General features: G+C 42.6%; 21 protein-coding genes and 1 tRNA gene. 16 read left to right on the top strand and 6 right to left on the bottom strand.

Annotated features, from left to right (window positions below):
• The first annotated feature begins 108 nt into the window (after positions 1-108).
• The 6 genes from AAEY97_RS13760 (at position 109) to AAEY97_RS13735 (ending at position 6,995) form a co-directional block, all read left to right on the top strand.
• Positions 109-184: transfer RNA gene (locus tag AAEY97_RS13760), tRNA-Ala, on the top strand.
• A 401-nt stretch (positions 185-585) separates the two neighbouring features.
• Complete coding sequence (locus AAEY97_RS13755; protein WP_182744755.1) at positions 586-1,605, top strand: TRAP transporter substrate-binding protein; 1,020 nt, start codon at positions 586-588, stop codon at positions 1,603-1,605.
• Positions 1,606-1,671: 66 nt separating this feature from the next.
• Positions 1,672-2,325, top strand: a complete 654-nt coding sequence (locus AAEY97_RS13750; protein WP_350999391.1) for a TRAP transporter small permease — start codon at positions 1,672-1,674, stop codon at positions 2,323-2,325.
• Positions 2,325-3,722, top strand: coding sequence for a TRAP transporter large permease (locus tag AAEY97_RS13745; RefSeq protein ID WP_192116308.1), 1,398 nt, complete (start codon positions 2,325-2,327; stop codon positions 3,720-3,722). Before AAEY97_RS13750 ends, AAEY97_RS13745 begins: the two co-directional genes overlap by 1 nt.
• A 100-nt stretch (positions 3,723-3,822) precedes the next feature.
• The gene (locus AAEY97_RS13740; protein WP_192116307.1) at positions 3,823-5,619 is read left to right on the top strand and encodes a sensor histidine kinase; all 1,797 of its coding nucleotides are present in this window, start codon (positions 3,823-3,825) and stop codon (positions 5,617-5,619) included.
• Between the two features lie 2 nt (positions 5,620-5,621).
• Positions 5,622-6,995 (top strand): sigma-54-dependent transcriptional regulator, encoded by a 1,374-nt coding sequence (locus AAEY97_RS13735; RefSeq protein WP_101086553.1) that lies wholly within the window; start codon positions 5,622-5,624, stop codon positions 6,993-6,995.
• On the opposite strand, the gene AAEY97_RS13730 is transcribed toward AAEY97_RS13735, so the two are convergent.
• The 3 genes from AAEY97_RS13730 to tesB all read right to left on the bottom strand — a co-directional run bounded on the left by AAEY97_RS13730 (position 6,992) and on the right by tesB (position 9,601).
• A complete protein-coding gene (locus AAEY97_RS13730) occupies positions 6,992-8,227 on the bottom strand; it encodes an MFS transporter (RefSeq protein ID WP_162023558.1) in 1,236 nt (411 codons plus the stop codon). The two genes, AAEY97_RS13735 and AAEY97_RS13730, sit on opposite strands and share 4 nt — an antisense overlap.
• 102 nt (positions 8,228-8,329) lie before the next feature.
• Entirely contained in the window at positions 8,330-8,731 is a 402-nt protein-coding gene (locus AAEY97_RS13725; RefSeq protein ID WP_162023559.1) for a YbaY family lipoprotein, read from the bottom strand.
• A 9-nt stretch (positions 8,732-8,740) separates the two neighbouring features.
• A complete protein-coding gene (gene tesB, locus AAEY97_RS13720; protein WP_011638171.1) occupies positions 8,741-9,601 on the bottom strand; it encodes an acyl-CoA thioesterase II in 861 nt (286 codons plus the stop codon).
• A 207-nt stretch (positions 9,602-9,808) separates the two neighbouring features.
• Between tesB and AAEY97_RS13715 the strand changes: the two genes are divergently transcribed.
• Positions 9,809-10,702 (top strand): 1,4-dihydroxy-2-naphthoate polyprenyltransferase, encoded by an 894-nt coding sequence (locus tag AAEY97_RS13715; protein ID WP_101086550.1) that lies wholly within the window; start codon positions 9,809-9,811, stop codon positions 10,700-10,702.
• A 70-nt stretch (positions 10,703-10,772) separates the two neighbouring features.
• On the opposite strand, the gene gnd is transcribed toward AAEY97_RS13715, so the two are convergent.
• Together gnd and AAEY97_RS13705 are read right to left on the bottom strand one after the other, a co-directional pair.
• Positions 10,773-12,302 (bottom strand): NADP-dependent phosphogluconate dehydrogenase, encoded by a 1,530-nt coding sequence (gene gnd, locus AAEY97_RS13710; RefSeq protein WP_162023560.1) that lies wholly within the window; start codon positions 12,300-12,302, stop codon positions 10,773-10,775.
• 253 nt (positions 12,303-12,555) lie between these two features.
• Positions 12,556-14,472: a propionyl-CoA synthetase gene (locus AAEY97_RS13705; protein WP_192116306.1), complete on the bottom strand. Its 1,917-nt coding sequence runs from the start codon at positions 14,470-14,472 to the stop codon at positions 12,556-12,558.
• A 307-nt stretch (positions 14,473-14,779) separates the two neighbouring features.
• Between AAEY97_RS13705 and AAEY97_RS13700 the strand changes: the two genes are divergently transcribed.
• The 8 genes from AAEY97_RS13700 to AAEY97_RS13665 all read left to right on the top strand — a co-directional run bounded on the left by AAEY97_RS13700 (position 14,780) and on the right by AAEY97_RS13665 (position 23,411).
• Complete coding sequence (locus tag AAEY97_RS13700; RefSeq protein WP_101086547.1) at positions 14,780-15,190, top strand: MerR family transcriptional regulator; 411 nt, start codon at positions 14,780-14,782, stop codon at positions 15,188-15,190.
• Between the two features lie 130 nt (positions 15,191-15,320).
• A complete protein-coding gene (locus tag AAEY97_RS13695; protein ID WP_101086546.1) occupies positions 15,321-16,490 on the top strand; it encodes an isovaleryl-CoA dehydrogenase in 1,170 nt (389 codons plus the stop codon).
• A gap of 91 nt (positions 16,491-16,581) precedes the next feature.
• Entirely contained in the window at positions 16,582-18,189 is a 1,608-nt protein-coding gene (locus tag AAEY97_RS13690) for a carboxyl transferase domain-containing protein (protein ID WP_059744381.1), read from the top strand.
• Positions 18,190-18,226: 37 nt separating this feature from the next.
• Positions 18,227-19,042, top strand: a complete 816-nt coding sequence (locus AAEY97_RS13685) for an enoyl-CoA hydratase-related protein (RefSeq protein ID WP_192116305.1) — start codon at positions 18,227-18,229, stop codon at positions 19,040-19,042.
• Positions 19,042-21,072: an acetyl/propionyl/methylcrotonyl-CoA carboxylase subunit alpha gene (locus AAEY97_RS13680; protein ID WP_192116304.1), complete on the top strand. Its 2,031-nt coding sequence runs from the start codon at positions 19,042-19,044 to the stop codon at positions 21,070-21,072. Before AAEY97_RS13685 ends, AAEY97_RS13680 begins: the two co-directional genes overlap by 1 nt.
• Complete coding sequence (locus AAEY97_RS13675; protein WP_192116303.1) at positions 21,073-21,963, top strand: hydroxymethylglutaryl-CoA lyase; 891 nt, start codon at positions 21,073-21,075, stop codon at positions 21,961-21,963.
• A gap of 73 nt (positions 21,964-22,036) precedes the next feature.
• Complete coding sequence (locus AAEY97_RS13670; RefSeq protein WP_192116302.1) at positions 22,037-22,741, top strand: CoA transferase subunit A; 705 nt, start codon at positions 22,037-22,039, stop codon at positions 22,739-22,741.
• 13 nt (positions 22,742-22,754) lie between these two features.
• Positions 22,755-23,411 (top strand): 3-oxoacid CoA-transferase subunit B, encoded by a 657-nt coding sequence (locus AAEY97_RS13665; protein WP_182744745.1) that lies wholly within the window; start codon positions 22,755-22,757, stop codon positions 23,409-23,411.
• Positions 23,412-23,550: 139 nt separating this feature from the next.
• Here the strand turns inward: AAEY97_RS13665 and AAEY97_RS13660 are convergent, their stop codons facing one another.
• The gene (locus AAEY97_RS13660) at positions 23,551-24,432 is read right to left on the bottom strand and encodes a universal stress protein (protein WP_101086540.1); all 882 of its coding nucleotides are present in this window, start codon (positions 24,430-24,432) and stop codon (positions 23,551-23,553) included.
• 375 nt (positions 24,433-24,807) lie between these two features.
• On the opposite strand from AAEY97_RS13660, the gene AAEY97_RS13655 reads away from it, so the two are divergent.
• Positions 24,808-25,998 (top strand): cation:proton antiporter, encoded by a 1,191-nt coding sequence (locus AAEY97_RS13655; protein WP_350999384.1) that lies wholly within the window; start codon positions 24,808-24,810, stop codon positions 25,996-25,998.
• Positions 25,999-26,002 lie beyond the last annotated feature (4 nt).

Raw genomic sequence — 26,002 nt, 5'->3', positions numbered from 1 at the left:
CATTCGTCTAGAGGCCTAGGACACCGCCCTTTCACGGCGGTAACAGGGGTTCGAATCCCCTATGGGATACCATATTTTTAAAATTTTAGTTTTAGTCAGCTAGAATTTGGGGCTATAGCTCAGCTGGGAGAGCGCTTCGCTGGCAGTGAAGAGGTCCACGGTTCGATCCCGTGTAGCTCCACCAATTATTTGGTATTTAATGCATATATTGCATTCATAAATTAACCACCGAAAGGTGGTTTTTTTATGTCTAATTTTTATTTCTTTCTTGTTTTAATTAAGTCCATGTAAACTATTATTACTCTGCTAGTCATAAATACTCTCTTCACATCACGATCAATGACAATGTGCGACATTCCACCCATTACCCCTTTTCTACTGTGTGACAATCCACACATAAAATCGCTCTCCGGTTTCCTTATTAAATTAAAGTTAATATATTTCATTGAGTTACAAATAATTAACATTCTGGCCTAATGCTTGCTATGTTTGATCTATCCTCATAAAGCGTTTATGGCGTACTTGTTCTGGGACAAGTCACCACCTTGAGGAAAATATAACACTAAAAAAAGGAAGTTAATTATTATGAAAAAATCCACCAGTACCTTTACACGCCCACTCAAATCAATTGCTAAACTAGCAACAATTGCGACTATTCTGGCAGCGAGTTTTAATGTCTTTGCTGAACCTGTAGAAATTAAATTTTCGCATGTTGTTGCAGAAAACACACCAAAAGGACAAATGGCACTTAAGTTTAAAGAATTAATAGAGCAGCGTTTACCTGGTGAATACGTTGTTAACGTATTTCCTAACTCACAGTTATTTGGGGATAACAACGAGCTAGCAGCACTACTCCTAAACGATGTGCAATTTGTAGCACCGTCATTATCTAAGTTTGAGCGTTTTACCAAAAAACTACAGATTTTCGATTTACCTTTCTTATTTGAAGATATGGCAGCAGTTGATCGTTTTCAGCAGTCAGATTCAGGCCAAAAATTATTAAACGCAATGAACCGTAAAGGCCTTGTTGGTCTAGGTTATCTTCACAACGGCATGAAGCAATTCTCAGCGAACGATCCATTGGCATTACCAAAAGATGCTAACGGCAAAAAGTTCCGTATTATGGCATCTGATGTGATTGCAGCTCAATTTGATGCAGTTGGCGCGATTCCTGTTAAAAAGCCATTTTCAGAAGTGTTTACTCTACTACAAACACGCGCAATTGATGGTCAAGAAAACACTTGGTCAAATACCTACTCAATGAAATTCTATGAAGTACAAAGTCACATAACAGAAAGTAATCATGGCGTTTTAGATTACATGGTAGTGACCTCAAATACCTTCTGGAAAGGTCTACCCGCCGATAAACGAGCTATTTTTAAGTCATCACTAGACGAAGCTATCGCACTTGGTAACAAAATTGCAGCTGAAAAAGATAATCAAGATAGACAAGCCATTATTGATTCTAAGCGCTCTGAATTAGTCACTTTAGCGCCTGCTGCACGCCAGCAATGGGTTAACGCTATGAAACCAGTTTGGGCTAAGTTTGAAGATCAAATTGGTAAAGACATGATTGATGCCGCTCAAGCTGCAAATACTAAATAGTCTCCGTACTTGACGTGGTACTGAACGCATTCTTGCATCAGTACCACCTTTTTTTATTCAAGGAGTATGACCGTGATTTCAAGACTATTTGGTTATTTTGAAGAAGGGTTCCTTAATTTATTAATTACATTAATGACGTTGCTAGTTTTTGGCGAAGTTATTGCTCGTTTCTTTTTTAACACCGGTTTTTTATGGATCCAAGAACTGACCCTTACTCTTTGTGGTTGGTTTGTATTATTTGGTATGTCTTATGGCGTTAAAGTAGGAGCACATATTGGTGTCGATGCCTTTGTGTCTAAGCTATCTGGTAAGCCACAGAAAGCAGTCGCTATCTTTGCGTGCCTGTGTTGCATTATTTACTGTGGCATGTTTTTAAAAGGGGCTTGGGACTACCTTAGCCAAATGTACCAAATTGGTATTCCAATGGAAGATATCGACTTTCCTGCATGGTTTATTCATCAATTAGATCCAGATTTTGCCTGGGAAACATTACGCATCGACGTAGAAGACGGTGCAGTTCCTATTTGGTTATCTCAAAGTATTTTAATTATCGGATTTTCAATGCTCACTTGGCGCTTTATAGAATTATTTATCGCTATATTGCGCAATAAAGCTGTTGGTTTCCAACTGGCCGATGAAGCTAAAGACAGCATGCATTTAATCGATGAAGCTGCGCTATCCACGTCATCAGAACAACAAAATGATAAGGACGCGAAATAATGACTATAGCAACACTATTTATTGCTTTGTTTATTTGCATGATGATTGGTATGCCTATTGCCATTGCTTTAGGCTTTTCAAGCATGCTGACTATTTTGTTATTTTCAAATGATTCGCTCGCTTCGATTGTTTTAAAACTGTATGAGTCGACTTCAGAACACTACACTTTATTGGCAATCCCATTCTTTATTCTATCATCGGCATTTTTGTCTACTGGTGGCGTAGCAAGACGTATTATTGACTTTGCGATGGACAGCGTAGGTCATATCCGCGGTGGTCTTGCCATGGCATCAGTGATGGCTTGTATGCTATTTGCAGCGGTATCGGGTTCATCACCAGCTACTGTAGCGGCTATTGGCTCTATTGTTATTGTTGGTATGGTGCGTGCAGGTTATCCAGAAAAATTTGCAGCAGGCGTTATCACTACGTCGGGTACATTAGGCATTTTAATTCCACCATCGATTGTAATGCTGGTTTATGCAGCCGCGACAGAAGTGTCTGCAGCTAGAATGTTTATGGCCGGTTTAATACCAGGCTTAATGATGGGTTGTATTTTAATGCTGGCCATCTATATCGTTGCTCGGATTAAAAAGCTGCCTTCACGTCCTTTTCCTGGCGTTAAAGCATTAGCGATATCAAGTGCTAAAGCGATGGGTGGTTTAGCACTCATTCTGATTGTGCTAGGTTCTATTTACGGTGGTGTAGCAAGCCCAACTGAAGCTGCGGCAGTAGCTTGTGTATATGCTTACTTTATTGCTGTATTTGGTTATCGTGATATTGGCCCTCTTAAAAATGTCGCTTGGCGAAATAAACATGAGTCTTTAGTGGGAGCCTCATTACGTAACATAGGGCACATGTTACTTGGCGTTATTAAAACACCTACCGACAAAGAAATCCGTCATGTAGTACGTGATGGCGCTAAAGTCAGTATTATGCTGCTGTTCATTATTGCTAATGCCATGCTGTTTGCCCATGTATTAACCACCGAACGTATTCCGCACATTATCGCCGAAACGATTGTCGGATTTGGATTACCCGCATGGGGCTTTTTGATTATCGTCAACTTACTGTTATTAGCTGCGGGTAACTTTATGGAGCCTTCAGCTATTCTGTTGATTATGGCGCCAATCTTGTTCCCTATCGCAACCCAGTTAGGTATCGATCCTATTCACTTAGGCATCATTATGGTGGTCAATATGGAGATAGGCATGCTCACACCGCCTGTAGGGCTCAATCTGTTTGTCACCGCAGGGATAACAGGAAAAAGTATGGGGTGGGTAATTCAATCGTGCCTTCCTTGGTTAGTGTTGTTACTCGGTTTCTTGATGTTGATTACCTATATTCCACAAATTTCTCTATTTTTACCCGAATACATAGACAAATTAAACGGCTATTAACTTGATAATTCGCGTATTATAGACGAGCCTTAATTTATTAAGGCTCGTTTTTTTACTTATGCTCAATAATCATCATAATCATTATCGATTGGGAATATGCATGCTTTCATTCTCGACTACCAAAAAACGAAATGTTGTAATGAGCATGATGCTCATTATCGGGTTATTACTGACCCTTAGAGTTACATATTGGTATTTACTTGAACAAGGCACAACGTCCATTGCTGAGCAATCTGAAAAGCAAATTAATGAACTGGTAATTTTTATTGATAACGCCCTTTCACACTACGAAAATATTCCTGCAGTACTTGCACAAAACCCCATCTTAGAACAAGGGTTACTTGATCAACGCAATCCTCAAACAATCGAAAAGCTCAACGCTTATTTATCTGAATTACAGCAAGTCACTGAGTCGTCAGACATTTACCTCACCGATGCGCTTGGCGTGGCTATTGCCGCCAGTAATTGGGATGTACCAAACTCTTTTATTAATCATGATTATTCATTTAGGCCTTACTTTATCGATGCGATATCAGGGAAGTCTGGACGATATTATGCAGTTGGTACCTCATCAAATAAGCGCGGATTCTACTTTGCTAATCCGGTATATCATAGAGGCGTGGTATTGGGTGTAGTGGTTGTAAAAGTTGATATAAGTTTGATTGAACAACAAAGTAGTGGTATTGCCATCGCAAGCCAATATGAGTTTATGATCAGCGATCCAGACAATATAGTGTTTCTTTCAAGCATTAATAGTTGGCGATTTAATTCATTAACACCACTGACACAGGCTAAACGTTTTGCTCTAAATTCATCAAAACGCTATGCCAACCGGCCCATTGGTGAGCTTAGTGTAAGCCCTCTTTTTATGCTCGGCAATTCCGATACTAAACAGGTATATAAAATATCATCAGCTGAAGGCCACGCAAAATACCTTGAACGTCACCAATTGATGCCCAATGCTAATTGGAACGTTCATATTCTTACTCCAATGAAGCCCTTATATGAATCGTTACCGCCAATAATGCTATTGGCGGCCACACTCTATTTATTATTAACACTTTTTATACTTTACAGCATTGAGCGCCGTAAAAATTTACGCAGAATGCACCAAGCTCAAAATCTACTCGAACAACGAGTAAAAGAGCGTACATTGGATCTTGAACAAGCCAACACCCAATTAAAAGACACTCAAGACGAACTAATCCAAGCGGCAAAGCTTACGGTCATAGGTAGCCTGTCAGCCAGCATTAACCACGAGCTCAATCAACCGCTGGCAGCACTGCGCAGTTACGCACAAAACACTCAAACCTTCATTGGCCGTAATATGATTGAAGATGCCAGCAGCAATATCAAAATCATGATAGAGCTAACCGATAGGCTTGCAGATATTATTGGTCAGTTTAAAAGCTTTACACGTAAATCTCAGGGTAAAGACAACGCCACCGAAATTAATCAATCAATTGAGCAAGCACTTACCATTGTTCAACCTGAAATGGACAAACAAGGTGTTAAATTGTCGCTGAAATTATTAACGGGCAAATGCCAAATATGGGGCGACAGCGTCAGATTACAACAAGTACTGGTTAACCTTATTAGTAATGCTATCGTCGCAATGCAGCAATCTACAGAGCGACAATTACAAATCGAAGTTTATTGCGACAGCAAGGTCAATATAAGCATTCAAGACAGTGGCCCAGGCGTGAGAGAAAGCCAAATGAATAAAATTTTTGAACCTTACTACACCACCAGTGAGCGCCAAGGACTAGGCTTAGGATTGTCCATCTCGCAGCGAATTATCGAATCTATGCAAGGTTCTATTACTGTCGAGAATGCCATACACGGTGGGGCTATTTTCCATATTATTTTGCCACTTTATTTACGTGAGGAAGTGTAAACGTGACTCAAATTCAAGACATCAATAATTATCAAGTTATTATTGTTGATGATGAACCTCATATCGGTATCGTGTTACAGCAGTTATTTAAACTAGAGAATATCAACGCGTTGGCGATTACGAATCCGCAAGCTATCTCCAGCCATATTACCGCTAACTGGCCAGGCATAGTGATTTCTGATGTCAATATGCCGCAACTCGATGGCTTAAGTTTATTGCAACAACTGAAACAACAAGACAGTGACTTACCTGTAGTACTATTAACGGGTTTTGGTGACATCGCCATGGCGGTAGACGCTCTCAAGAAAGGTGCTTACGACTTTATCGAAAAACCATTTAACAACGAACATATACTCGATGTGACTAAACGCGCGTTAGATAAGCGTGCGCTAACACTAGAAAACCGTAAACTTAAACGCGAACTTGAATCGCATATAGCACCTGGTCCACGTATTTTAGGCAGTAGTCCTGGTGTGATGAAAATGCGCCATCTTATTGACCAAGTGCTCGACACACCTGCAGATATCATGATTGAAGGTGAAACCGGTGCAGGTAAAGAGCTTGTCGCCCGATATCTGCATGACCATAGTTATCGTAACAAAGCTAATTTTGTCGCCATTAATTGTGGTGCAATCCCTGAAAATCTCATTGAAAGTGAACTCTTTGGTGCAGAATCTGGCGCTTTCACTGGCATAGACAAACGCCGCATCGGTAAGTTTGAATATGCTAATGGTGGCACGCTACTGCTAGATGAAATAGAAAGCACTCCTATGGCCTTACAGGTTAAATTATTGCGTGTATTGGAAGATCGTAAAGTCGAACGATTAGGATCAAATACGCCGATTAATTTGGACATCAGGGTTATTGCGGCAACAAAATTAAACTTGCAGCAACTGTGCGAAGAAGGGAAATTCAGACAAGATTTATTGTATCGTCTTAACCTAGTGACCATTGTAATTCCTCCACTACGAGATCGCCGAGAGGACATTCCATTGCTGTTTTTACATTTTGCCAGAATTGCTTCGGCTCGTTACCATAAAGCACTCATAGCATTAAATCCCCAGCAAACGATGGTGCTAACCTCTCACGACTGGCCAGGCAATGTACGCGAGTTGCGCAACTTAGCAGAGCGTTATGTGTTACTTGGTGCAGAAGCCGCTTTTGCTGGTAATTTAGATAACCACACCACTATGCACACCAGCATGTCGCTTCAGCAAAGAGTGGAGTTCTTTGAGAGAATGTTAATTGAAGAAGCATTAAGCCACAACAAAGGCAGCATCAAATTAACCATGGAACAACTCGAATTACCCCGTAAAACCTTGTACGACAAAATGCGTAAGTTTGAACTAGACCGTAAACAATTTATCGAGAGTTAATCGGGTACGGGAACATCAATAACCTGTTGTTGATGTATCCCTAAACGCCAGACCGCCACGAAAAGCAGCGCCAAAAGGCTCATAGACCCCGCAACCACACCATTCCATTCAGCTTCGTGCCAAAACATCATTAAATAAGGTCCGCCCAGGGATGCGCCAAGATAATAGCAACATAAATAGAGCGACGTTGCCTTAGCGCGATGACTGGTGGCACGGATAGCAACAAACGAATTACAACAGCTGTGAGTTAAGAAAAATCCGCAAGCACTGATCAGAAAACCCACCACAATGGCAGTCAATGTATCCACCAAAGTCAACAACGTGCCAGCAACCATTAAGCATAAAGCCACTCTAAATAATGGCATCGAGCCATAGCGCATAATCCATTTTGCCGACAAATAAGAAGCAAATGTGCCACTTGAATAACAGAGAAAAATCAAGGTCGCATTAAAGCGACTCAAACCATATGGTTCAGCCATAATATGCAATTGAATAAAGCTAAACTGATTGACCATCATCATAAATGCTAAGCCACCAATGGCATAAGCTAGGCGCATCTGCGAGTCAGACAAATGGAACATAAAGCCATCTATATCTTGCTTTACCTTGTGTCGCAAAGAGACTTTTTGCTTAACTACTGGGGATTTAATTTCTTTACGCGGCAATAAATACGTTACCAATGCCACCCCCATTAACGTGACCAAAAACACCAACCCCATTGACGACTGCCACGACAAATTTTGTGCCATTAATCCGCCAAAAATTCGTCCTGCGATACCGCCCATACTGTTGGCCATAATGTATACGGCAGCAGCTTTGAGCATAAAAGAGGGAGCTAATTGTTCTTTAAAATAGGCCATCGAAATCGCGGGCACAGCGGCCAACAAAATGCCCTGCAGTAAGCGCACCCATAATAAGTCATCGAATGTTTGGGCAAACACTAATAAAATATTCGACCCTGCGAGCAGCCATAAACTCACCACAATAGGAGCCAACCGTCCTATCCTGTCAGATAAAACTGCATAAAAAAGCAATGAAAAAGCTAAGGTAAAACTGGTAACAGATAACACCAAAGTAGCTTGTGCGCCAGACACATCAAAATGTTCCGCAATAGACGGCAGCATGCCTTGTACTGTGTACAAATTAATGTAAATCACCATAGAAGCGATGCACAAAGCCCAAATTAAACGAGTTTGCGCATGCGAGCGATAAGTCTGAGATAACTCTGTCATAAACAACCTAAACAGCACATTAGGGTAGAAAACAGATTATTACCCGCCAAATAAATAGATCAATGACGGGCATAAGAGTTTGTGAACTAGATTACGAAGTGGCTATTTAACGCGTTTCATTAACACTTGAGTGGTAAATTGACCGTTACTGATCACACGGAACTTATCATACGTTTGAAAAATAGCATTACCTTGATAAGTGATCATTGCCACAACACCGTAATCAACACCGCTTTTGACTAACTCAGCAGGTAAGGTGAATTTAAATGGAACGGGTGCTCTGGCTATATCAAAGTTTTTTTGAGAGATAATCGCACCCGGAGTATTAAAATCAATTAATGCAATGTTAATTTTACACCCTTGTGGCAAGGCAATTTTCTCTGCATAACCTGCATAGCCATTTACAATGACTGGCTTTTCAGGCTCAATCGTCACACAACCATTGAGCATTATGGCAATCAAAGTGACAACCGCGAATTGTATCCCTTTCTTAATTATTAACATGTTAGCATCCTACTTGGTCATTCTGATTAAACCTTCCTGTGTGGCAGAAGCCACAAGACGTCCTTGCTGATCAAAAAACTGCCCTTTCACAAATCCACGTCCACCGCCTGCATTGGGACTATCAATACAGTACAAGAGCCATTCTCCCATATTAAATGGGCGATGAAACCACATGGCATGATCAATAGTGGCCATGCGCATACCTGGAGTTAAAAAAGACACACCATGGGGCTGAGTTGCTGTGGCTAAAAAATTAAAATCCGATGCGTAAGCGAGTAAATACTCTTGAATACTGTGGTCCGATGGTACTTGCCCATTGGCACGTAGCCATACATACCCTTTTGCCTCTGTTGTGTTAGGGGCGATAGGATGAACCGGGTTAACTAAACGCATTTCAATCGGAGAGTCTGCCATAAATTTTTCGAGCATTTTCGCTGGTACTTTATCACGCATAGTCACTGCAAGTTCTTGCTGATTCAATAAACCTTCAGGTCCTGGCACATCGGGCATGACATCTTGATGATTAAAGCCTTCTTCAACCGTTTGGAACGAACAAGTCATATAAAAAATAGGTCGACCTTTCTGAATCGCTTTCACTCTACGCGCACTAAAACTTCCTCCATCACGCATATTTTCAACATCGTAAATAATCGGTAATTTTTCATCACCCGCACGTAAAAAGTATGAATGTAAAGAATGTACATGACGGTCTTCACTAACCGTTTGTTTTGCAGCACTTAACGCTTGTCCCATCACCTGGCCACCAAACACGTGTCCGAAGCCTAAATCTTGACTCTGGCCGCGAAACAGACCTAACTCAATTTTCTCAAGTGACAACAATGACAATAAATCGTTTAATACCTGACTCATAACACCTTCTCTACAACTTGGATTAACGTTAAGGTTACCTTAGTTAAGCTGATGTTTTCTAGCTTATTCTATGGTAATTGTTGAATTTAAGTCATCTCGTGACAAATCACGAAATAGTGATGCAACGCAAATATTCATATCTGCAGCTTAATTGAATATTTGGTATGCTATTAGACATGACTAATCAACAGTGCGTCTCACAATATTATGCAACCTAGCTCAATGCAATCATGGTTTATGGCTATCCGTCCTCGCACGTTACCGGCGGCTATCGGTCCATTATTAATCGGAAATATGCTAGCGATTGGGCTCGAACAATTTAGCTTACTCATCGCCTTTACCTCAATGCTATGTGCAGTATTATTGCAAATTTCAGTTAATCTCGCTAATGACTACTTTGACTTTAAGAATGGTATCGACACCGAAGAGCGGATCGGTCCAATAAGAGTCACTCAAAGCGGTATTCTTGCTCCGTCATCTGTACGAAATGCCATGATTGGTTGCCTAGTCATATCATTGTTAGTAGGTTCATTGCTAATCGTTCACGGTGGCTGGCCAATAGCCATTCTTGCTACAGCCTCTATATTAGGCGCGTTATGTTATAGCGGAGGTCCCTACCCACTGGCATCACATGGATTAGGCGAAATTGCTGCATTTGTATTTTTCGGCTTAGTGGCCGTTGTTGGCAGTTACTATTTACAAGCAGGCACCACCACCATGACAGCATGGTTACTTGGCTGTGCTATTGGTTTTTTTAATGCTGCCATTATGCTGGTCAATAACACTAGAGATATCTCTACCGACACAAAAGCAGGTAAAAATACTCTTGCGGTAAGAATTGGTGAAGCACAAGCAAAAGTGCTATATCAAAGTTTTGTCTACTTACCATTTGGTATCATTATCGCGGGATTCTTGCTCGGGTCGCTCGATGGGTTACCCGTATTATTAGCAGGTGTATCATTAGTAATCGCACGTAACCTGAGTCGCGAATTTCATAATAATACTGGTGAAGCATTAAATCCTATCCTTGGGCAAACAGCTAAATTGACGATGATTTTTAGCGTCTTATTTAGCATTGGATTGTACTTTTCGTTAACCTAACAATTTTCCTTAGCTAAATAAAAAGACGCTTCATTTTACAATGAAGCGCCTTTTTATAATGTAAGACTAATTACACCTTAGCTAAAGTACGCTGCTTCGCACTCCAGTCTAAGTGGTATTTCTCACCAGCGGGTTTATCGGTGCGTTCAAAAGTATGTGAACCGAAAAAGTCGCGCTGACCTTGTAACAAGTTAGCGGGTAATGTCTCACAGCGGTAGCTGTCGTAATAGGCAATAGCCGAACTAATACATGGAGCAGGAATGCCCTGCATAACAGAAGCTGCGACCGTTTTACGCCAGTTAAGGTGTTTTTGCGATAATGTTTGACTAAAAGTGTCAGCCATTAATAAGTTCGTAAGGTTTGCATCTTCTTGATAAGCCTTAGTAATTGACTGTAGGAACGTAGCACGGATAATACAACCCGCTCGCCAAATTTTAGCAATTTCAGCAAAATCTAAAGACCAATTCTGCTCTTTAGCATTCATCGCCATTAACTGAAAACCTTGCGCATAACAGCACACTTTAGCGCAGTATAATGCATCTTCAAGATTAGCAATAAATGCCACTTTTTCAGCATCACTAAAACTGACTGGTGCAGGTCCTGCTAACTTCGAGCTTAACTGCATACGCAAGTTTTTCTGAGTGCTCACAGCGCGTGCATAAACGGCTTCAGCAATCGTTGGCGCAGGGCAACCAATTTGCAAGCTGCTCACTGCAGTCCATAAACCAGTGCCTTTTTGGCCTGCTTTATCTAAAATCATTTCAACTAATGGCTTACCGGTTAATGGATCGTCTTGTTGTAAGACTTCAGCACTAATCCCCATAAGGTAACTGTTAAGAATGCCTTTATTCCAACCATTGAACACGTCACCAATGTCATGAGCAGACATGCCTAAGCCGTCACTGAGCAATTGATACGCTTCGCAAATAAGTTGCATATCAGCATATTCAATACCGTTATGAACCATTTTAACGTAATGACCAGAACCAGCAGGACCAATATAAGTCGTACACGGCTCACCTTCGGTTACCGGATTGCCTGGCTCAAAACGCTCTATCGGTAAACCCGTTGCTGAATCCACTTTAGCAGCAATAGCTTTCCAAATTGGCTCAACATAACGCCATGCCTTTTCATCACCACTAGGCATGAGAGATGGGCCAAAACGTGCACCTACTTCGCCACCAGACACTGCAGAGCTAAAGAAAACAAACTGATCTTTATAACGTGCTTCGCGTTCTACCGTGTCGGTCCAAAGGCTGTTACCCGTATCAATAACGATATCGTTGGCTTCAATACCAGCTTCAATTAACGATTTACATACACCGTCAACAGGCGCACCAGCAGGCACAGATAATACAATAACTCGAGGCTCAACTAATTTAGCCAGCATTTCTGTAAGATTATTACATGACTGCATGCGCGGTGCCGTACCGGCTTTACGCTCACTTTCTTCTTGAGCCACAGCAGCGTTGACTTTTGGAGTATCTAAATCGAAAACTGCAACATGGTAGCCGTTGTCAGCAATGTTTAATGCGAGGTTCTTGCCCATAACACCAAGGCCGATAACGCCGACGTGAGATTGTTGGGTGTGGTTATTCATAGTGTATGTTTCCACAGGTCACAGAGATTAATCGCGTAGTGCGAATCCATTTGGGTGGCAATTATAGCGATTCTTGTAACTAAATTACCAGTAACAAAACGCGGAAACGCTGTTTTTTACAATGTATGCCCAATCTGTTTATTAGGAGATAACATCGTGTCACAATAGAAAAAACCATAAAAACACTGGTTTTTTATGGTTTCGATTTAAAATCACCTTATCATTTGGCATGGCTAAATATTGAAGAGTAACATCATGTTATCTCAGTAGTTAGTGCATTAGCATAACCCATTTTAGTCAACGCATTCCGGACAATATCTAAGGTTTGTGGGTCTTCAATCGTTGCTGGCATGGTGTACTCTTGATTGTCTGCAATTTTACGCATTGTGGCGCGTAATATTTTTCCAGAGCGGGTTTTAGGCAACTTTTGCACAGCACTTACCAGCCGAAATGAAGCCACTGGGCCAATTTCATGACGTACCAAGGCAAGTAACTCTTTATAAAGAGCTTCATCTGACAAGGTAACGCCATTTTTAAGGACTACTAATCCAAGAGGCACCTGGCCTTTTAGTTTATCTTGCACACCAATTACCGCAGCCTCGGCCACCGCTTCATGCTGACATAAAACTTCTTCAAATCGACCCGTAGATAAACGGTGTCCGGCAACATTTATGATGTCGTCAATTCGGCTCATAATGTATAAATAACCATCTTCATCGACATAACCTGCATCTCCAGTTAAGTAATAACCAGGATACATAGACAAGTAACTGTCGATATAGCGTTTATCATTTTGCCACAAGGTCGTTAATGTGCCTGGAGGTAAAGGTTGCTTTATCACCACATTACCACTTTCATTAGGAGCCACTTGTTGCCCCATCGCATCAAGAATCTCCACTTGGTATCCAGGTACTGCTCGCGCAGGCGATCCGGCTTTAATCTCTATCGGATCGGTGCCCATCAAGTTTGCCGCGACAGGCCAACCAGTTTCAGTTTGCCACCAATGATCAATCACTGGTTTACCTAACTGCTGCTGACTCCAGTTTAAGGTGTCAGGATCGCAACGCTCCCCCGCTAAATACATTTGCTTAAGGCAAGTTAAATCAAATTGTTTAATAAACTCGCCTTCTGGATCTTCTCGTTTTATAGCCCGAATAGCTGTAGGTGCGGTAAAAAAACTACGAACATTTTTTTGTTCGATAATACGCCAAAATGCACCCGCATCAGGGGTACCAATAGGTTTACCTTCGTACATTATGGTCGTCGCACCCACCAGCAATGGCCCATAAACAATATATGAATGGCCTACCACCCAGCCCACATCAGATGCAGCCCAAAAAACATCACCGACCCCAATGTCATAAATGTGTTTCATCGACCATGCTAATGCGACTGCATGGCCACCATTATCACGTACTACACCTTTAGGTTGGCCAGTGGTACCAGAGGTATATAAAACATATAAAGGATCGGTCGCATCGAGCGACACGCAATCAGCGTCAGGCGCACCCACCAGTGAATTGTACCAATCCAGATCTCTTGGTGACTGTAGTTGTGCTTGATATTCTGTACGATTTAAAATAATGCAATGATCTACTTGATGTTGCGCTTGAGATAATGCGTCATCGAGTAAAGGTTTGTACGGTACGACACCAGAAGGTTCAATGCCGCATGAAGCAGACAGAATTAACTTAGGTTTCGCATCATTGATACGCGTAGAAAGCTCATTGGCAGCAAAACCACCAAACACCACAGAATGAATCGCACCAATCCGTGCACATGCCAGCATGGCATAAGCTGTTTCTGGCACCATTGGCATGTAAATAACCACTCGGTCGCCTTTTTCAACACCAAGTGACACCATCAATCCAGCCAAGCGTTTTACCTGAGCCAACACAGATTGATAACTAATTGAGTATTCGTTGTGCGTCACAGGGCTAATATAATGAATAGCGGTTTGCTCACCTCTTCCCGCCAATACGTGGCGGTCTACGGCATTAAAACAAGTATTCATCTTGCCATCAGCAAACCAACGGTAAAAAGGCTTATTGCTATCATCAAGTACAGTTTGGGGCGCAAGATCCCAGCTAATAGCTTCAGCGGCTTGCTGCCAAAACACTTCGGGATCGGCTATCGATTGTGCGTGCATTGATAGTCCTACATCAGCCATATTGTTCTCCGTTAATCAACTTTTATTACAGTGATTATGAGCAGAATTCATTAAATACCCCTATTAGACAAAGGGATAACAACCACTAAAACCAACAAAAAAACCTTTAGTTTCAATCGAGTGTTTAACTTGTGCAGGTCAAATACTATCAATAATAAAATACACTAAATAACAATATGTTAATGTATAATTAGTGTTTGAGTGGCAAGCAAAATTAACACGCATTAAACTGAAAACCATCTAGCAAACTTTACCTTTACGTAAACTTCATATATCTTGCATCAAAAGAAACACTTTTGGTGACATGATGAGCACAACCCACATTCCTCAATCAACATATTCAATCAGTGACTTATCAAAAGAATTTGATATCACCACCCGCAGTATTCGTTTTTACGAAGACCAAGGCTTGATTAAACCTAAGCGTCGCGGACAAACCCGTATATACAGCCTGAAAGACAGAGTGCGCTTAAAACTTATTTTACGCGGTAAACGTCTTGGATTTTCGTTAGCTGAAACTCGTCGATTATTTGAGCTTTACGATGCTGATAAAAGTAGCTCAACACAGCTCAATACCATGCTGGATTTGGTCAATGAAAAAAAATCAGCTCTACAGCAGCAAATGGACGACATTAAAGTGGTGTTAATGGAACTTAATTCAGCCGAACAACAGTGCAAAGCAGCACTAGCCGACAACTCGGCTAAAAAAGCCAAATAAAACTCAATAAAAAAATAGCTAACTCAATTAAGCCAAACAAGTTTTATCCAACTGCCAAAAACGTGCAAAAAAAGCGTTGGCAGCAAATGTTTTGCCAGACGATAATAAAAATTCAACAGGACACATGCAAATGAGCGATTTATATACCAGCTTAAACTTCGGTTTAGGTGAAGATGTTGACATGTTACGCGACGCCGTTCGCGGTTTTGCCGCCAACGAAATTGCACCTATGGCCGCCCAAGTCGATATCGACAATGAGTTCCCTAATCAATTATGGCCAGTACTTGGTGATATGGGGCTATTAGGCGTAACCGTTGATGAGCAATATGGCGGCGCTAACATGGGCTACCTTGCGCACGTGGTGGCAATGGAAGAAATTTCCCGTGCTTCAGCATCTATAGGGTTAAGTTATGGCGCCCACTCAAACTTATGTGTGAACCAAATTAATCGTAATGGTAATGACGCTCAAAAAGCCAAATACTTACCTAAACTCGTCAGTGGCGAGCACATTGGTGCACTTGCCATGAGCGAACCCAATGCCGGTTCAGATGTAGTGTCAATGAAACTGCATGCTCGCAAAGAAGGTGACCGCTACATCCTTAACGGCAATAAAATGTGGATCACTAACGGTCCAGATGCCCATACCTATGTTATTTACGCCAAGACTGACCTAGAAAAAGGTGCACATGGTATTACCGCATTTATCGTTGAACGAGGATCTAAAGGGTTTAGCCAAGCCCAAAAACTCGACAAGTTAGGTATGCGCGGTTCAAACACCTGTGAACTTGTATTTGAAGACTGTGAAGTGCCAGAAGAAAACATCTTAGGCGGCCTCAATAATGGCGTAAAAGTGCTTATGAGCGGCCTTGATTACGAACGAGTAGTGTTGTCTGGTGGCCCATTAGGCATTATGTCTGCTTGCATGGACATCGTAGTGCCATACATTCATGAGCGTGAACAATTTGGCAAATCGATTGGTCAATTCCAATTGGTACAAGGTAAATTAGCCGATATGTACACGGGTATGAATGCTGCACGCGCTTATGTTTACAGTGTGGCTAAATCATGTGACCGCGGTGAAACTACCCGTAAAGACGCCGCTGGTGCGATTTTATACAGCGCTGAGCTTGCCACTAAAATGGCCTTAGATGCCATTCAATTACTGGGCGGCAATGGCTATGTCAACGAGTACGCAACAGGTCGTTTATTACGTGATGCTAAGCTTTACGAAATTGGTGCAGGCACCTCTGAAATTCGCCGCATGTTAATTGGTCGCGAATTGTTTAACGAGTCAAAATAACCAGTTTTTGCAGTACGAAGGCGACATATCAAGCGTGCTATGTCGCCTTAATCAAGCCCCCCTTATTTTTTGCTTCATTAAGGATATAGAAATGACGCAACTGAGCAGCCGTATCAATCCTCGCAGTGACGAATTTAAAGCCAAGTCAGACAGCATGGCGTTATTGGTCGATGATCTTCAACAAAAACTAAAAAAAATCGAACAAGGCGGCGGCCCTGTTGCCTTAGAACGCCATTTATCTCGTGGTAAGTTATTGCCGCGCCAGCGCGTTGAAAAGCTGCTCGATCCAGGTTCACCTTTCTTAGAAATATCGCAATTTGCCGCTTACGAAGTCTATGACGAAGAAGTCCCAGCGGCAGGCGTTATTGCTGGTATCGGTCGTGTCAGTGGTATTGAGTGCATGATTATCGCCAACGATGCCACGGTCAAAGGCGGCACTTACTACCCGATTACCGTTAAAAAGCATTTACGCGCGCAAGACATCGCCAGCCGTTGTCACTTACCGTGCATCTACTTAGTCGATTCTGGTGGCGCGAATTTACCTCGCCAAGATGAAGTATTTCCAGATCGCGATCATTTCGGCAGAATTTTTTATAACCAAGCACAAATGTCAGCCAAAGGTATTCCGCAAATTGCTGTCGTCATGGGCTTGTGTACCGCAGGCGGTGCTTATGTTCCTGCAATGGCCGATGAGTCTATTATTGTTAAAGATCAAGGCACCATCTTTTTAGCCGGGCCTCCATTAGTGAAAGCGGCTACCGGTGAAGAAGTCAGCGCAGAAGAGCTTGGCGGCGCAGAAGTTCATACTAAAATATCGGGTGTTGCCGATCATTTAGCGCAAAATGACGACCACGCGCTTGAACTCGCTCGCCGTGCAGTACTGCGACTTAATCATCAAAAAGAAATCAAAAGCTTATTAAGTCCAGTCAAACCACCACAATTCGATATCCATGAATTGTACGGCATTGTTGGTACTGATCTTAAAAAGCCGTTTGATGTAAAAGAAGTCATTGCCCGTGTGGTTGATGACTCTGACTTTGACGAATTTAAAGCTAACTATGGTGCAACCCTAGTGTGTGGTTTTGCCCGTATTCATGGTTATCCTGTCGGTATTGTAGCCAATAATGGCATTTTATTTTCTGAATCGGCGCAAAAAGGCGCTCACTTCATTGAACTGTGTTGCCAACGTAAAATTCCGCTGTTATTCCTGCAAAATATTACCGGCTTTATGGTGGGTAAAAAGTACGAACACGAAGGCATTGCTAAACATGGTGCCAAAATGGTGACCGCAGTGTCTTGCGCTAACGTGCCTAAATTTACCGTGATTATCGGTGGCAGTTATGGCGCGGGTAACTACGGCATGTGTGGTCGCGCATTTGAACCGACCATGATGTGGATGTGGCCAAACGCCCGTATTTCGGTAATGGGTGGCGAACAAGCTGCTGGTGTATTAGCCACAGTGCGCCGCGATGGTTTAGCGCGTAAAGGCGTTGAATGGTCGGCAGAAGACGAGCAAGCCTTCCGTAAACCAATTGTTGAACAATACGAAAAAGAAGGTCATCCGTATCATGCCAGTGCCCGACTTTGGGATGATGGCATTATCGACCCTGCACAAACGCGTGATGTGGTCGGCTTAGCCTTATCGGCAGCATTAAATGCTCCTATTGAAGACACCCGCTTTGGGGTGTTCCGCATGTAATTGTGCGGTTAATTCAGCTAATAAGGAGTAATAAATAATGTTATCAAACCAATATAAGTTCATTGAATGCCGTCTAGACAAAGGGGTGGCAGAGCTCATTTTAAACCGCGTTGAAGTGCATAATGCCTTTGATGAAGTGATGATTAGCGAGATGATCCAGGCTATCGAAAGCTTTGCCAGTAACAATCAATGCAATATGTTGATTTTGCGTGCTAATGGTAAAAACTTCAGTGCTGGCGCCGACCTCAATTGGATGCGCAAACAAGCAAAAATGGACTTTGAACAAAATCTGACTGATGCCCATGAGCTTGCCAAGCTGATGCACGTGTTAGACAAGTTTCCAAAACCCACTATTGCCTTAGTACAAGGCGCGGCCTTTGGTGGCGCTTTAGGACTAATTTGTTGTTGCGATATTGCCATTGCCAACACCCGTTCAAGCTTTTGCTTAAGCGAAGTCAAGCTGGGGCTTATCCCTGCTGTGATAAGTCCGTATGTGGTTCGTGCTATGGGTAATCGCCAATCGCGTCGCTTTATGCTGACCGCTGAACGCTTTAGTGCTGATGTTGCCTTAACCCATCAAGTCATTCATGAAGTTAACGACGACTTAGATGCAGCGGCGGTCCCTTTTATCACCGCATTTAATGCCAACAGTCCTCAGGGCATGGCATGGGCAAAAAATCTCGTATCGCATTTAGAAAACGGCGTGATTGACGACGCTACGCTCAATTTTACCAGCGAGCAAATTGCTCGGATTCGTGTATCAGATGAAGGTCAAGAAGGCCTTAATGCTTTCTTTGAAAAACGTACGCCAACATGGCAAACCGCTAAATCTGATCCACAAGGAGCCCAATAATGTTTACCAAATTACTGATTGCTAACCGTGGTGAAATTGCTTGCCGTATTATTAAAACGGCTCAAACCATGGGTGTTCGCACCATAGCCCTTTATTCCGATGCAGACAAAGATGCCCGCCATGTAGCCATGGCAGATGAATCGTTTTATCTAGGTGGCAGCGCCCCAGCGGACTCATATTTAAAAGCTGATTTAATTATCGAGATAGCTAAAAAATCGGGCGCGGAAGCCATTCACCCTGGTTATGGTTTTTTGTCTGAAAATGCTGAGTTTGCTCGTAAATGTGAGCAAAATGGTATCGCCTTTATCGGCCCTGGCAGTGATGCTATCGATTCGATGGGCAGCAAAAGTGCCGCCAAAAAAATCATGTCAAAAGCCAATGTGCCCTTAGTGCCGGGTTATCATGGCGACGATCAAACGGATGCCACGTTAATAACAGAAGCCAAAGCTGTTGGCTTCCCGTTACTGATTAAAGCGGCCTATGGTGGTGGCGGTAAAGGGATGCGTATCGTAGAAAACGAAGGCGAAACCCTTGAAGCGGTTAAATCAGCACGCCGTGAAGCCAGCTCGTCATTTGGCAATGACAAACTGTTAATGGAACGCTACTTACGTCAACCACGTCATGTTGAAGTACAAGTATTTGCCGACACTCATGGCAATGCGATTTATTTATCGGATCGTGACTGCTCTATTCAACGTCGCCATCAAAAAGTGGTTGAAGAAGCACCTGCTCCAGGTTTGTCAGACGAACTACGAGCTCAGATGGGGAACGCAGCCGTTGCAGCCGCCAAAGCCATTGATTATGTTGGTGCGGGTACCGTTGAATTTTTACTGGATACTGATAACAGCTTCTACTTCATGGAAATGAATACCCGTTTGCAAGTGGAGCATCCTGTTACTGAAATGGTCACAGGCCAAGACTTAGTCAAATGGCAATTACTGGTCGCCAGTGGTGCTGAATTACCGCTGCGCCAAGATGAAGTGCGTATTCATGGTCACTCATTTGAAGTGCGAATTTACGCTGAAGATCCGCAAAACGAATTTCTACCGGCCAGTGGCAAGCTCAATTTTTTACGTGAACCAGAACAAAATCGTCACGTGCGTATCGATTCTGGTATTCGTGAAAACGATGTCATCAGTAACTTTTATGACCCGATGATCGCCAAGCTGATTGTATGGGATGAGTCGCGCCCTCGCGCACTACAACGTTTAGTACACGCACTTGAGTCATACCAAATCAGTGGCCTTAAACATAACATCGAGTTTTTAGCCAACATTGCTGAACACCCAGCCTTTGCTGCGGCAGACTTCTGTACTGACTTTATTGAGCGTTATGGCGACACCTTAATTGGTGACGCAGCTATTGAAGCAGATACTGCGTTAGCACTAGCAGGACTTTTTCAGGTATTGTCACGTAAGCAAGCGGCAAAAGCGCTGGCCATTAACAGTGCTGATCCGTATTCACCTTGGGGCCTAGTGAGCGGCTTTAGACTAAACAGTTCAAGCGTGCATCGTGTGTCGTTATTAACTGACGTATCCGCCGAAGTGCAACAGCATGACTTGTTGCTTACCGCCGTTGGCGAGCAATATCAATTGTGTTTACACGACCAAGTATTGACGTTAGCGGGTGAGCTGAAAGCTGACTTACTCTTAGCCGAAATTAATGGCCATAAGAGCAAAATTCCTGTTAGCCATCAAGGCGATGACTTTACGCTATTTTTACCATCTGGCAGTTATCACTTTAAAGCCATATTGGCTCAAGTGATTGAAGAAGTGATTAACCATGCTGATAAGCTTAAAGCACCAATGAATGGCACTGTTGTGACTCATTTAGTGGAAGTGGGCGAACAAGTCAAAGCGGGCCAAGGCTTATTAGTGATGGAAGCCATGAAAATGGAATACACCATCGAAGCGCCGTTTGATGGCGTGGTGAGTGAGTTTTATTTCCAAAGCGGTGAGCTTGTCAGTGACGGTGCACAACTATTAAACGTTGAACCATTAGCCTCTGAAGCTAACATCGAGGAAGCGTAAATGTTACCGACTAAAGTGAGCATTTTTGAGGTCGGCGCGCGTGACGGTTTACAAAACGAAGTGCCGGTGACCACTGCAGACAAACTCACGCTAATCACTCAACTTGGTGATGCAGGTATTAAGCGTATTGAAGCAGGCAGCTTTGTGTCACCTAAGTGGGTGCCACAAATGGCCGATTCTGATGCTGTATTGCAGCAACTCAAACGACAAGCTGGTGTAGTTTACAGTGCATTAACGCCTAACCTAAAAGGCTTTGAATTAGCCCTTGCTGCAGGTGCGGATGAAGTGGCTATTTTTGGCGCGGCATCAGAAAGTTTCAGTCAAAAAAACATTAATTGCTCAATCAATGAGTCAATCGAGCGCTTTATTCCGTTAATGGAAGCCGCCAAAAAACATGGGATTGCAGTGCGTGGCTACGTGTCTTGTGTGCTGGGTTGTCCGTACGAAGGCGACATTGCAGTGAGTGAAGTCGCGAGAGTATCTGAGATCCTTTATAAAATGGGGTGTTACGAAATCTCATTAGGCGACACCATCGGTGTTGGCACTCCCAATAAAGCGCGGCAAATGGTTGAAGCTGTCGCCAAAGTGGTTCCGGTTGATAAGTTAGCCTTGCATTTTCATGACACATACGGTCAAGCATTAGCCAATATTCTGGCCTGTCTCGACACTGGTGTCAGCGTGTTTGATGCATCAGTCGCCGGTCTTGGTGGTTGCCCATATGCAAAAGGCGCTTCCGGTAATATCGCCACTGAAGATCTGGTCTACATGATCCATGGCATGGGAATAGATACCGGCATTGACTTAGCTAAGCTTGCATTTGCTGGCGACAACATAAGTCGCGCATTAGGCCGAAGCAATGGGTCTAAAGTGGCAAATGCAATCAGAACGTAATCACATATACTAAAAATGGTTAACGTAGCATACCGCTAACCGTTGATATCAATATAACGATAAGGACAACAAGATGGCAGGATTCAATAAAGTCGTCCACAGCTATGAAGAAGCACTGGCAGGACTGAATGACGACATGACCATTATGGTCGGCGGGTTTGGTTTGTGTGGTATTCCTGAAGGCTTAATAAACCACATGGTTAAATTGGGTGTTAAAGGCTTAACTGCTATTTCAAACAACGCTGGTGTTGATGATTTTGGTTTAGGCTTGTTACTTAAACAACATCAAATTTCAACCATGATAGCCTCTTATGTTGGCGAAAATGCCACCTTTGAACAACAAATGTTGTCTGGTGAGCTTAATGTGATACTCACGCCACAAGGCACATTGGCTGAAAAAATTCGTGCTGGTGGTGCGGGTATTCCGGCATTTTTCACCGCAACAGGTTACGGCACGCCGATTGCTGACGGTAAAGAAACGCGCGAAATTAAAGGTCGTCACTACGTATTAGAAGAATCATTGACGGCAGACTTTGCTTTAGTTCGTGCATGGAAAGCCGACACCATGGGTAATTTGGTATTTCGAAAAACCGCCGCTAACTTCAATCCAATGATGGCCACCGCAGGTAAAATTACCGTGGTTGAGGCTGAAGAAATTGTTGAACCGGGTGAGTTAGATCCAGACCACATTCATACACCAGGTATTTATGTTGATCGCATTATCAAAGCCAGCTTTGAGAAACGTATCGAACAACGTACCGTCAAAGCTGCGAAATAAGGGAGACAACACCATGGCACTGACCAGAGAACAACTCGCCCAGCGCGTAGCAAAAGAATTACAAGACGGTTTTTACGTTAATTTAGGTATTGGTATCCCTACTCTTGTGGCTAACTATATTCCACAAGGCATGCAAGTGATGCTGCAATCTGAAAACGGTCTACTCGGCATGGGCGAGTTTCCAACCGAAGAAACCATAGACGCTGATCTCATCAACGCCGGCAAACAAACAGTTACCGCAGTTGCTGGGGCGTCATTCTTTTCATCGGCAGAGAGCTTTGCGATGATACGTGGCGGCCACGTAGACCTAACCGTATTAGGCGCTTTCGAAGTTGATGTTAACGGCTCTATCGCCTCATGGATGATCCCAGGCAAGCTGATTAAAGGCATGGGCGGCGCAATGGACTTAGTGGCTGGTGCTGACAACATTATTGTCACCATGATGCATGCAGACAAATACGGCAACTCAAAGTTATTGTCAAAATGCGAACTGCCATTGACGGGCTATGGTTGCATTAAACGCGTAATGACAGATTTGGCCTTTATGGAAATTAAAGATGGCGCTTTCCATTTACTTGAACGTGCCCCTGGCGTGTCTGTTGAAGAAATCGTCACAAAAACAGCTGGTAAGTTAGTGGTACCAGACCATGTGCCAGAAATGACTTTTTAATTAATCTTAAATGGTTAATATAACAAAGCCCGCCACTCTGGATATACTCAGTAATGCGGGCTTTTTTGTATTTTTTAAAATGACAACTAACTAAAAATACCTAACGGTTCCTTGATGTGACCGTTAATTTGCAGAAAAACTACCAGGTTAAAGGCGCAAGCAATTGATCATCTGCTGGAATAATCAATACGTTACTGCGCATCCGCTCTAAAACTAACTCAGCAGTATTACCTATAATCCGTCCTAATAATCCTTCTCGTTGCCGAGCACCAATCACAAAATATTCACTCTTCAATCTGCAGGCTAGCTCAAACAAGCACAGCTCAGGCTCACCAGCAATAATGTGGATACATTCGGGATCCATATTAAATTGAGCAATCTGTTTTTGATGATCTTTATATGCCTTTTTAACAAGAGCATGGGTATCAATCAAATCCATATCTCGTAATATTTTGGGTACCCTAAGCACAAACGCTAAATGTAATTTGGTCCCTGTAGCTTCTGCAAGTTGCTTACCATATGCCACTACAACGCTATTGAGCTGTTGTTTAATAGGATCATGAGTAGCAAGATCGACAGCCATCAACGTTGCGTTGCCTTTAGTGAGTGGATTACTGGTTAATAATAATAACGGGATCCGAGTATGGCGTATCAACTGCCAGTCAGTGGATAAATAATGGTCTGCATGATGTACAGCCTTCACCATAAGGTCAAATCCATGACGAATAGAATGATGACAGGCATGTTCAAATAAATATTTGCTCCACACCATGTGTACCGGAATATCTTCACCTTTAAGATCCACGAGATGCTGCTTTAATTCAGCTTCTCGTTGATCCATTAACTGCTTTTGAGCAACGCTGACTAAACGAGGGTTATAACTTTCAGGACCACTAAAATAAGCATAAGAATAAGCAAAAACTTCCGCATTTTTGTTCAATTGCTTAGCTAACAGCAAACCGCTCGCTATCGCATCGGTGTGTGCTTGTTCCATTTGCGCGATAATAAACACCTTATCCATTTCCTTCTCCTTAAGTCTGCCAATTTTTTGATGTACAGCTACTGAAATAGTGATGTCCTGATTAGTTGTGCTATATAACAATCTTCATTGCTGGGGACTTGAACTAAAAACCCCATCAGCTGAGCTTTATAGGCAAATGTCACCGTTAAAAACAGTCGTCCAAATAACCAACTCACCTAGCTCAAATAGTAAATAATTGAAAGTTCCAACTAAATATTTTTTCCGTTAAAACACAGTAAATCATGTCTTATTAGCTATCATTAGTTTAGTCAATAGAGTACGTTTGTGTTTAATAATTAATCAGTAAGTTGATCGTAATCAACTTTCTGAGATCAAATCGAATCAAGGGATATAGCGCAAACTAAGGCAGACAAAATGACAATAGATAGTTTTGTAATGTCATTATTCTTTATTCTAGTGGTAGGTAGAATACTCGGTGAACTGAGCGACCAACTTGGGTGTCCAAGCGTGGTGGGTGAAGTTATTGCAGGGATATTACTGGGGCCATCAATTCTCAATTGGGTAGAACCGAATAGCACATTAGCTATTATCGCAGAACTTGGGGTTATCCTATTACTTTTTGATATTGGGTGCGAAACCTCAATTAAACGGCTCGTCAATGCAGGAGGTCAAGCTGTTCGGGTCGCATTATTAGGGATTGCTTTACCCATATTAACAACAGGACTTGCCAGTCTTTATTGGTTGTCCCTAGCACCTTTTACAGCCTTATTTTTTGGTTGTGCCCTCACCGCCACCAGCATTGGTATATCAATGCGCGTGTTAACACTATACAAACAGACCCAAAGTTCAGCTGGACATATTATTCTTGGAGCCGCGGTAATTGATGATATTGTCGGAGTGATACTGCTTAGTTTGTTGTTTCATTTTGCTTCCTCAGGTGAATTGGCATTAAGCTCAACACTGATGTTGTTTATCACGATAACCAGTTTTATCGTTTTCAGCCCCCCACTTGTTAGAGCTATCATTTATTTTACCCGCTGGTTACGTCCCAAAACGAATATCCCGGGTTATGAAGTGTTTGTGGTAATGTCACTGATTAGCATGTTTGCGTGGCTGGCACACTGGTTTGGCACACCAGCAATATTAGGTGGGTTTGCAGTTGGCATGGGTATATCGCGGCAGTTTACTTCGCCATTAAATAAATTTTTGAAAAATCCCTTTCCTTACACTTATAAACTAGAACTGTCCTCTCGCCCGCTGGTGCAAATATTCAGCCCGATATTTTTTGTTTATGTCGGAATTAGCCTCGATCTCAGCCAGCTAGATTCAAGTTTTACAGGTTTAGTCATTCTAGGATGGTTAGCGTTTATTGCTGTATTAAGTAAGTTCGTGGCAGGTTTAATAGCAGGTCAGAACTGGCAAGAAAAATGTATCATTGGTGCCGCGATGGTACCTCGTGGAGAGGTTGGGCTAGTTTTCGCGGAAATGGGCCGTCAACTTGGGGTGATACCAGCTAAAGAGTTTGCAATATTAGTTATGATTATCGCCCTAACGACCCTAATAGGGCCGCTTATTTTGAAATATACGTTAAGTAAGCAGCATTAACCGC

The organism is Shewanella sp. TB7-MNA-CIBAN-0143 (assembly GCF_040310065.1).
In the GTDB taxonomy this organism is placed as follows: Bacteria; Pseudomonadota; Gammaproteobacteria; order Enterobacterales; family Shewanellaceae; genus Shewanella.
The sequence above is the reverse complement of the archived record's forward strand: the minus strand, read 5'-3'. Positions and strand labels throughout refer to the sequence as shown.

Excerpts from the sequence above, each read along its gene's own strand:
- AAEY97_RS13745 (WP_192116308.1), top strand. The coding sequence starts at position 2,325 with ATGACTATAGCAACACTATTTATTGCTTTGTTTATTTGCATGATGATT.
- AAEY97_RS13725 (WP_162023559.1), bottom strand. The coding sequence starts at position 8,731 with ATGTTAATAATTAAGAAAGGGATACAATTCGCGGTTGTCACTTTGATT.
- AAEY97_RS13705 (WP_192116306.1), bottom strand. The coding sequence starts at position 14,472 with ATGGCTGATGTAGGACTATCAATGCACGCACAATCGATAGCCGATCCC.
- AAEY97_RS13730 (WP_162023558.1), bottom strand. The coding sequence starts at position 8,227 with ATGACAGAGTTATCTCAGACTTATCGCTCGCATGCGCAAACTCGTTTA.
- AAEY97_RS13755 (WP_182744755.1), top strand. The coding sequence starts at position 586 with ATGAAAAAATCCACCAGTACCTTTACACGCCCACTCAAATCAATTGCT.
- AAEY97_RS13750 (WP_350999391.1), top strand. The coding sequence starts at position 1,672 with ATGACCGTGATTTCAAGACTATTTGGTTATTTTGAAGAAGGGTTCCTT.
- AAEY97_RS13715 (WP_101086550.1), top strand. The coding sequence starts at position 9,809 with ATGCAACCTAGCTCAATGCAATCATGGTTTATGGCTATCCGTCCTCGC.
- AAEY97_RS13660 (WP_101086540.1), bottom strand. The coding sequence starts at position 24,432 with ATGGATAAGGTGTTTATTATCGCGCAAATGGAACAAGCACACACCGAT.
- AAEY97_RS13675 (WP_192116303.1), top strand. The coding sequence starts at position 21,073 with ATGTTACCGACTAAAGTGAGCATTTTTGAGGTCGGCGCGCGTGACGGT.
- gnd (WP_162023560.1), bottom strand. The coding sequence starts at position 12,302 with ATGAATAACCACACCCAACAATCTCACGTCGGCGTTATCGGCCTTGGT.
- AAEY97_RS13695 (WP_101086546.1), top strand. The coding sequence starts at position 15,321 with ATGAGCGATTTATATACCAGCTTAAACTTCGGTTTAGGTGAAGATGTT.
- tesB (WP_011638171.1), bottom strand. The coding sequence starts at position 9,601 with ATGAGTCAGGTATTAAACGATTTATTGTCATTGTTGTCACTTGAGAAA.
- AAEY97_RS13670 (WP_192116302.1), top strand. The coding sequence starts at position 22,037 with ATGGCAGGATTCAATAAAGTCGTCCACAGCTATGAAGAAGCACTGGCA.
- AAEY97_RS13740 (WP_192116307.1), top strand. The coding sequence starts at position 3,823 with ATGCTTTCATTCTCGACTACCAAAAAACGAAATGTTGTAATGAGCATG.
- AAEY97_RS13685 (WP_192116305.1), top strand. The coding sequence starts at position 18,227 with ATGTTATCAAACCAATATAAGTTCATTGAATGCCGTCTAGACAAAGGG.
- AAEY97_RS13655 (WP_350999384.1), top strand. The coding sequence starts at position 24,808 with ATGACAATAGATAGTTTTGTAATGTCATTATTCTTTATTCTAGTGGTA.
- AAEY97_RS13665 (WP_182744745.1), top strand. The coding sequence starts at position 22,755 with ATGGCACTGACCAGAGAACAACTCGCCCAGCGCGTAGCAAAAGAATTA.
- AAEY97_RS13690 (WP_059744381.1), top strand. The coding sequence starts at position 16,582 with ATGACGCAACTGAGCAGCCGTATCAATCCTCGCAGTGACGAATTTAAA.
- AAEY97_RS13680 (WP_192116304.1), top strand. The coding sequence starts at position 19,042 with ATGTTTACCAAATTACTGATTGCTAACCGTGGTGAAATTGCTTGCCGT.
- AAEY97_RS13700 (WP_101086547.1), top strand. The coding sequence starts at position 14,780 with ATGAGCACAACCCACATTCCTCAATCAACATATTCAATCAGTGACTTA.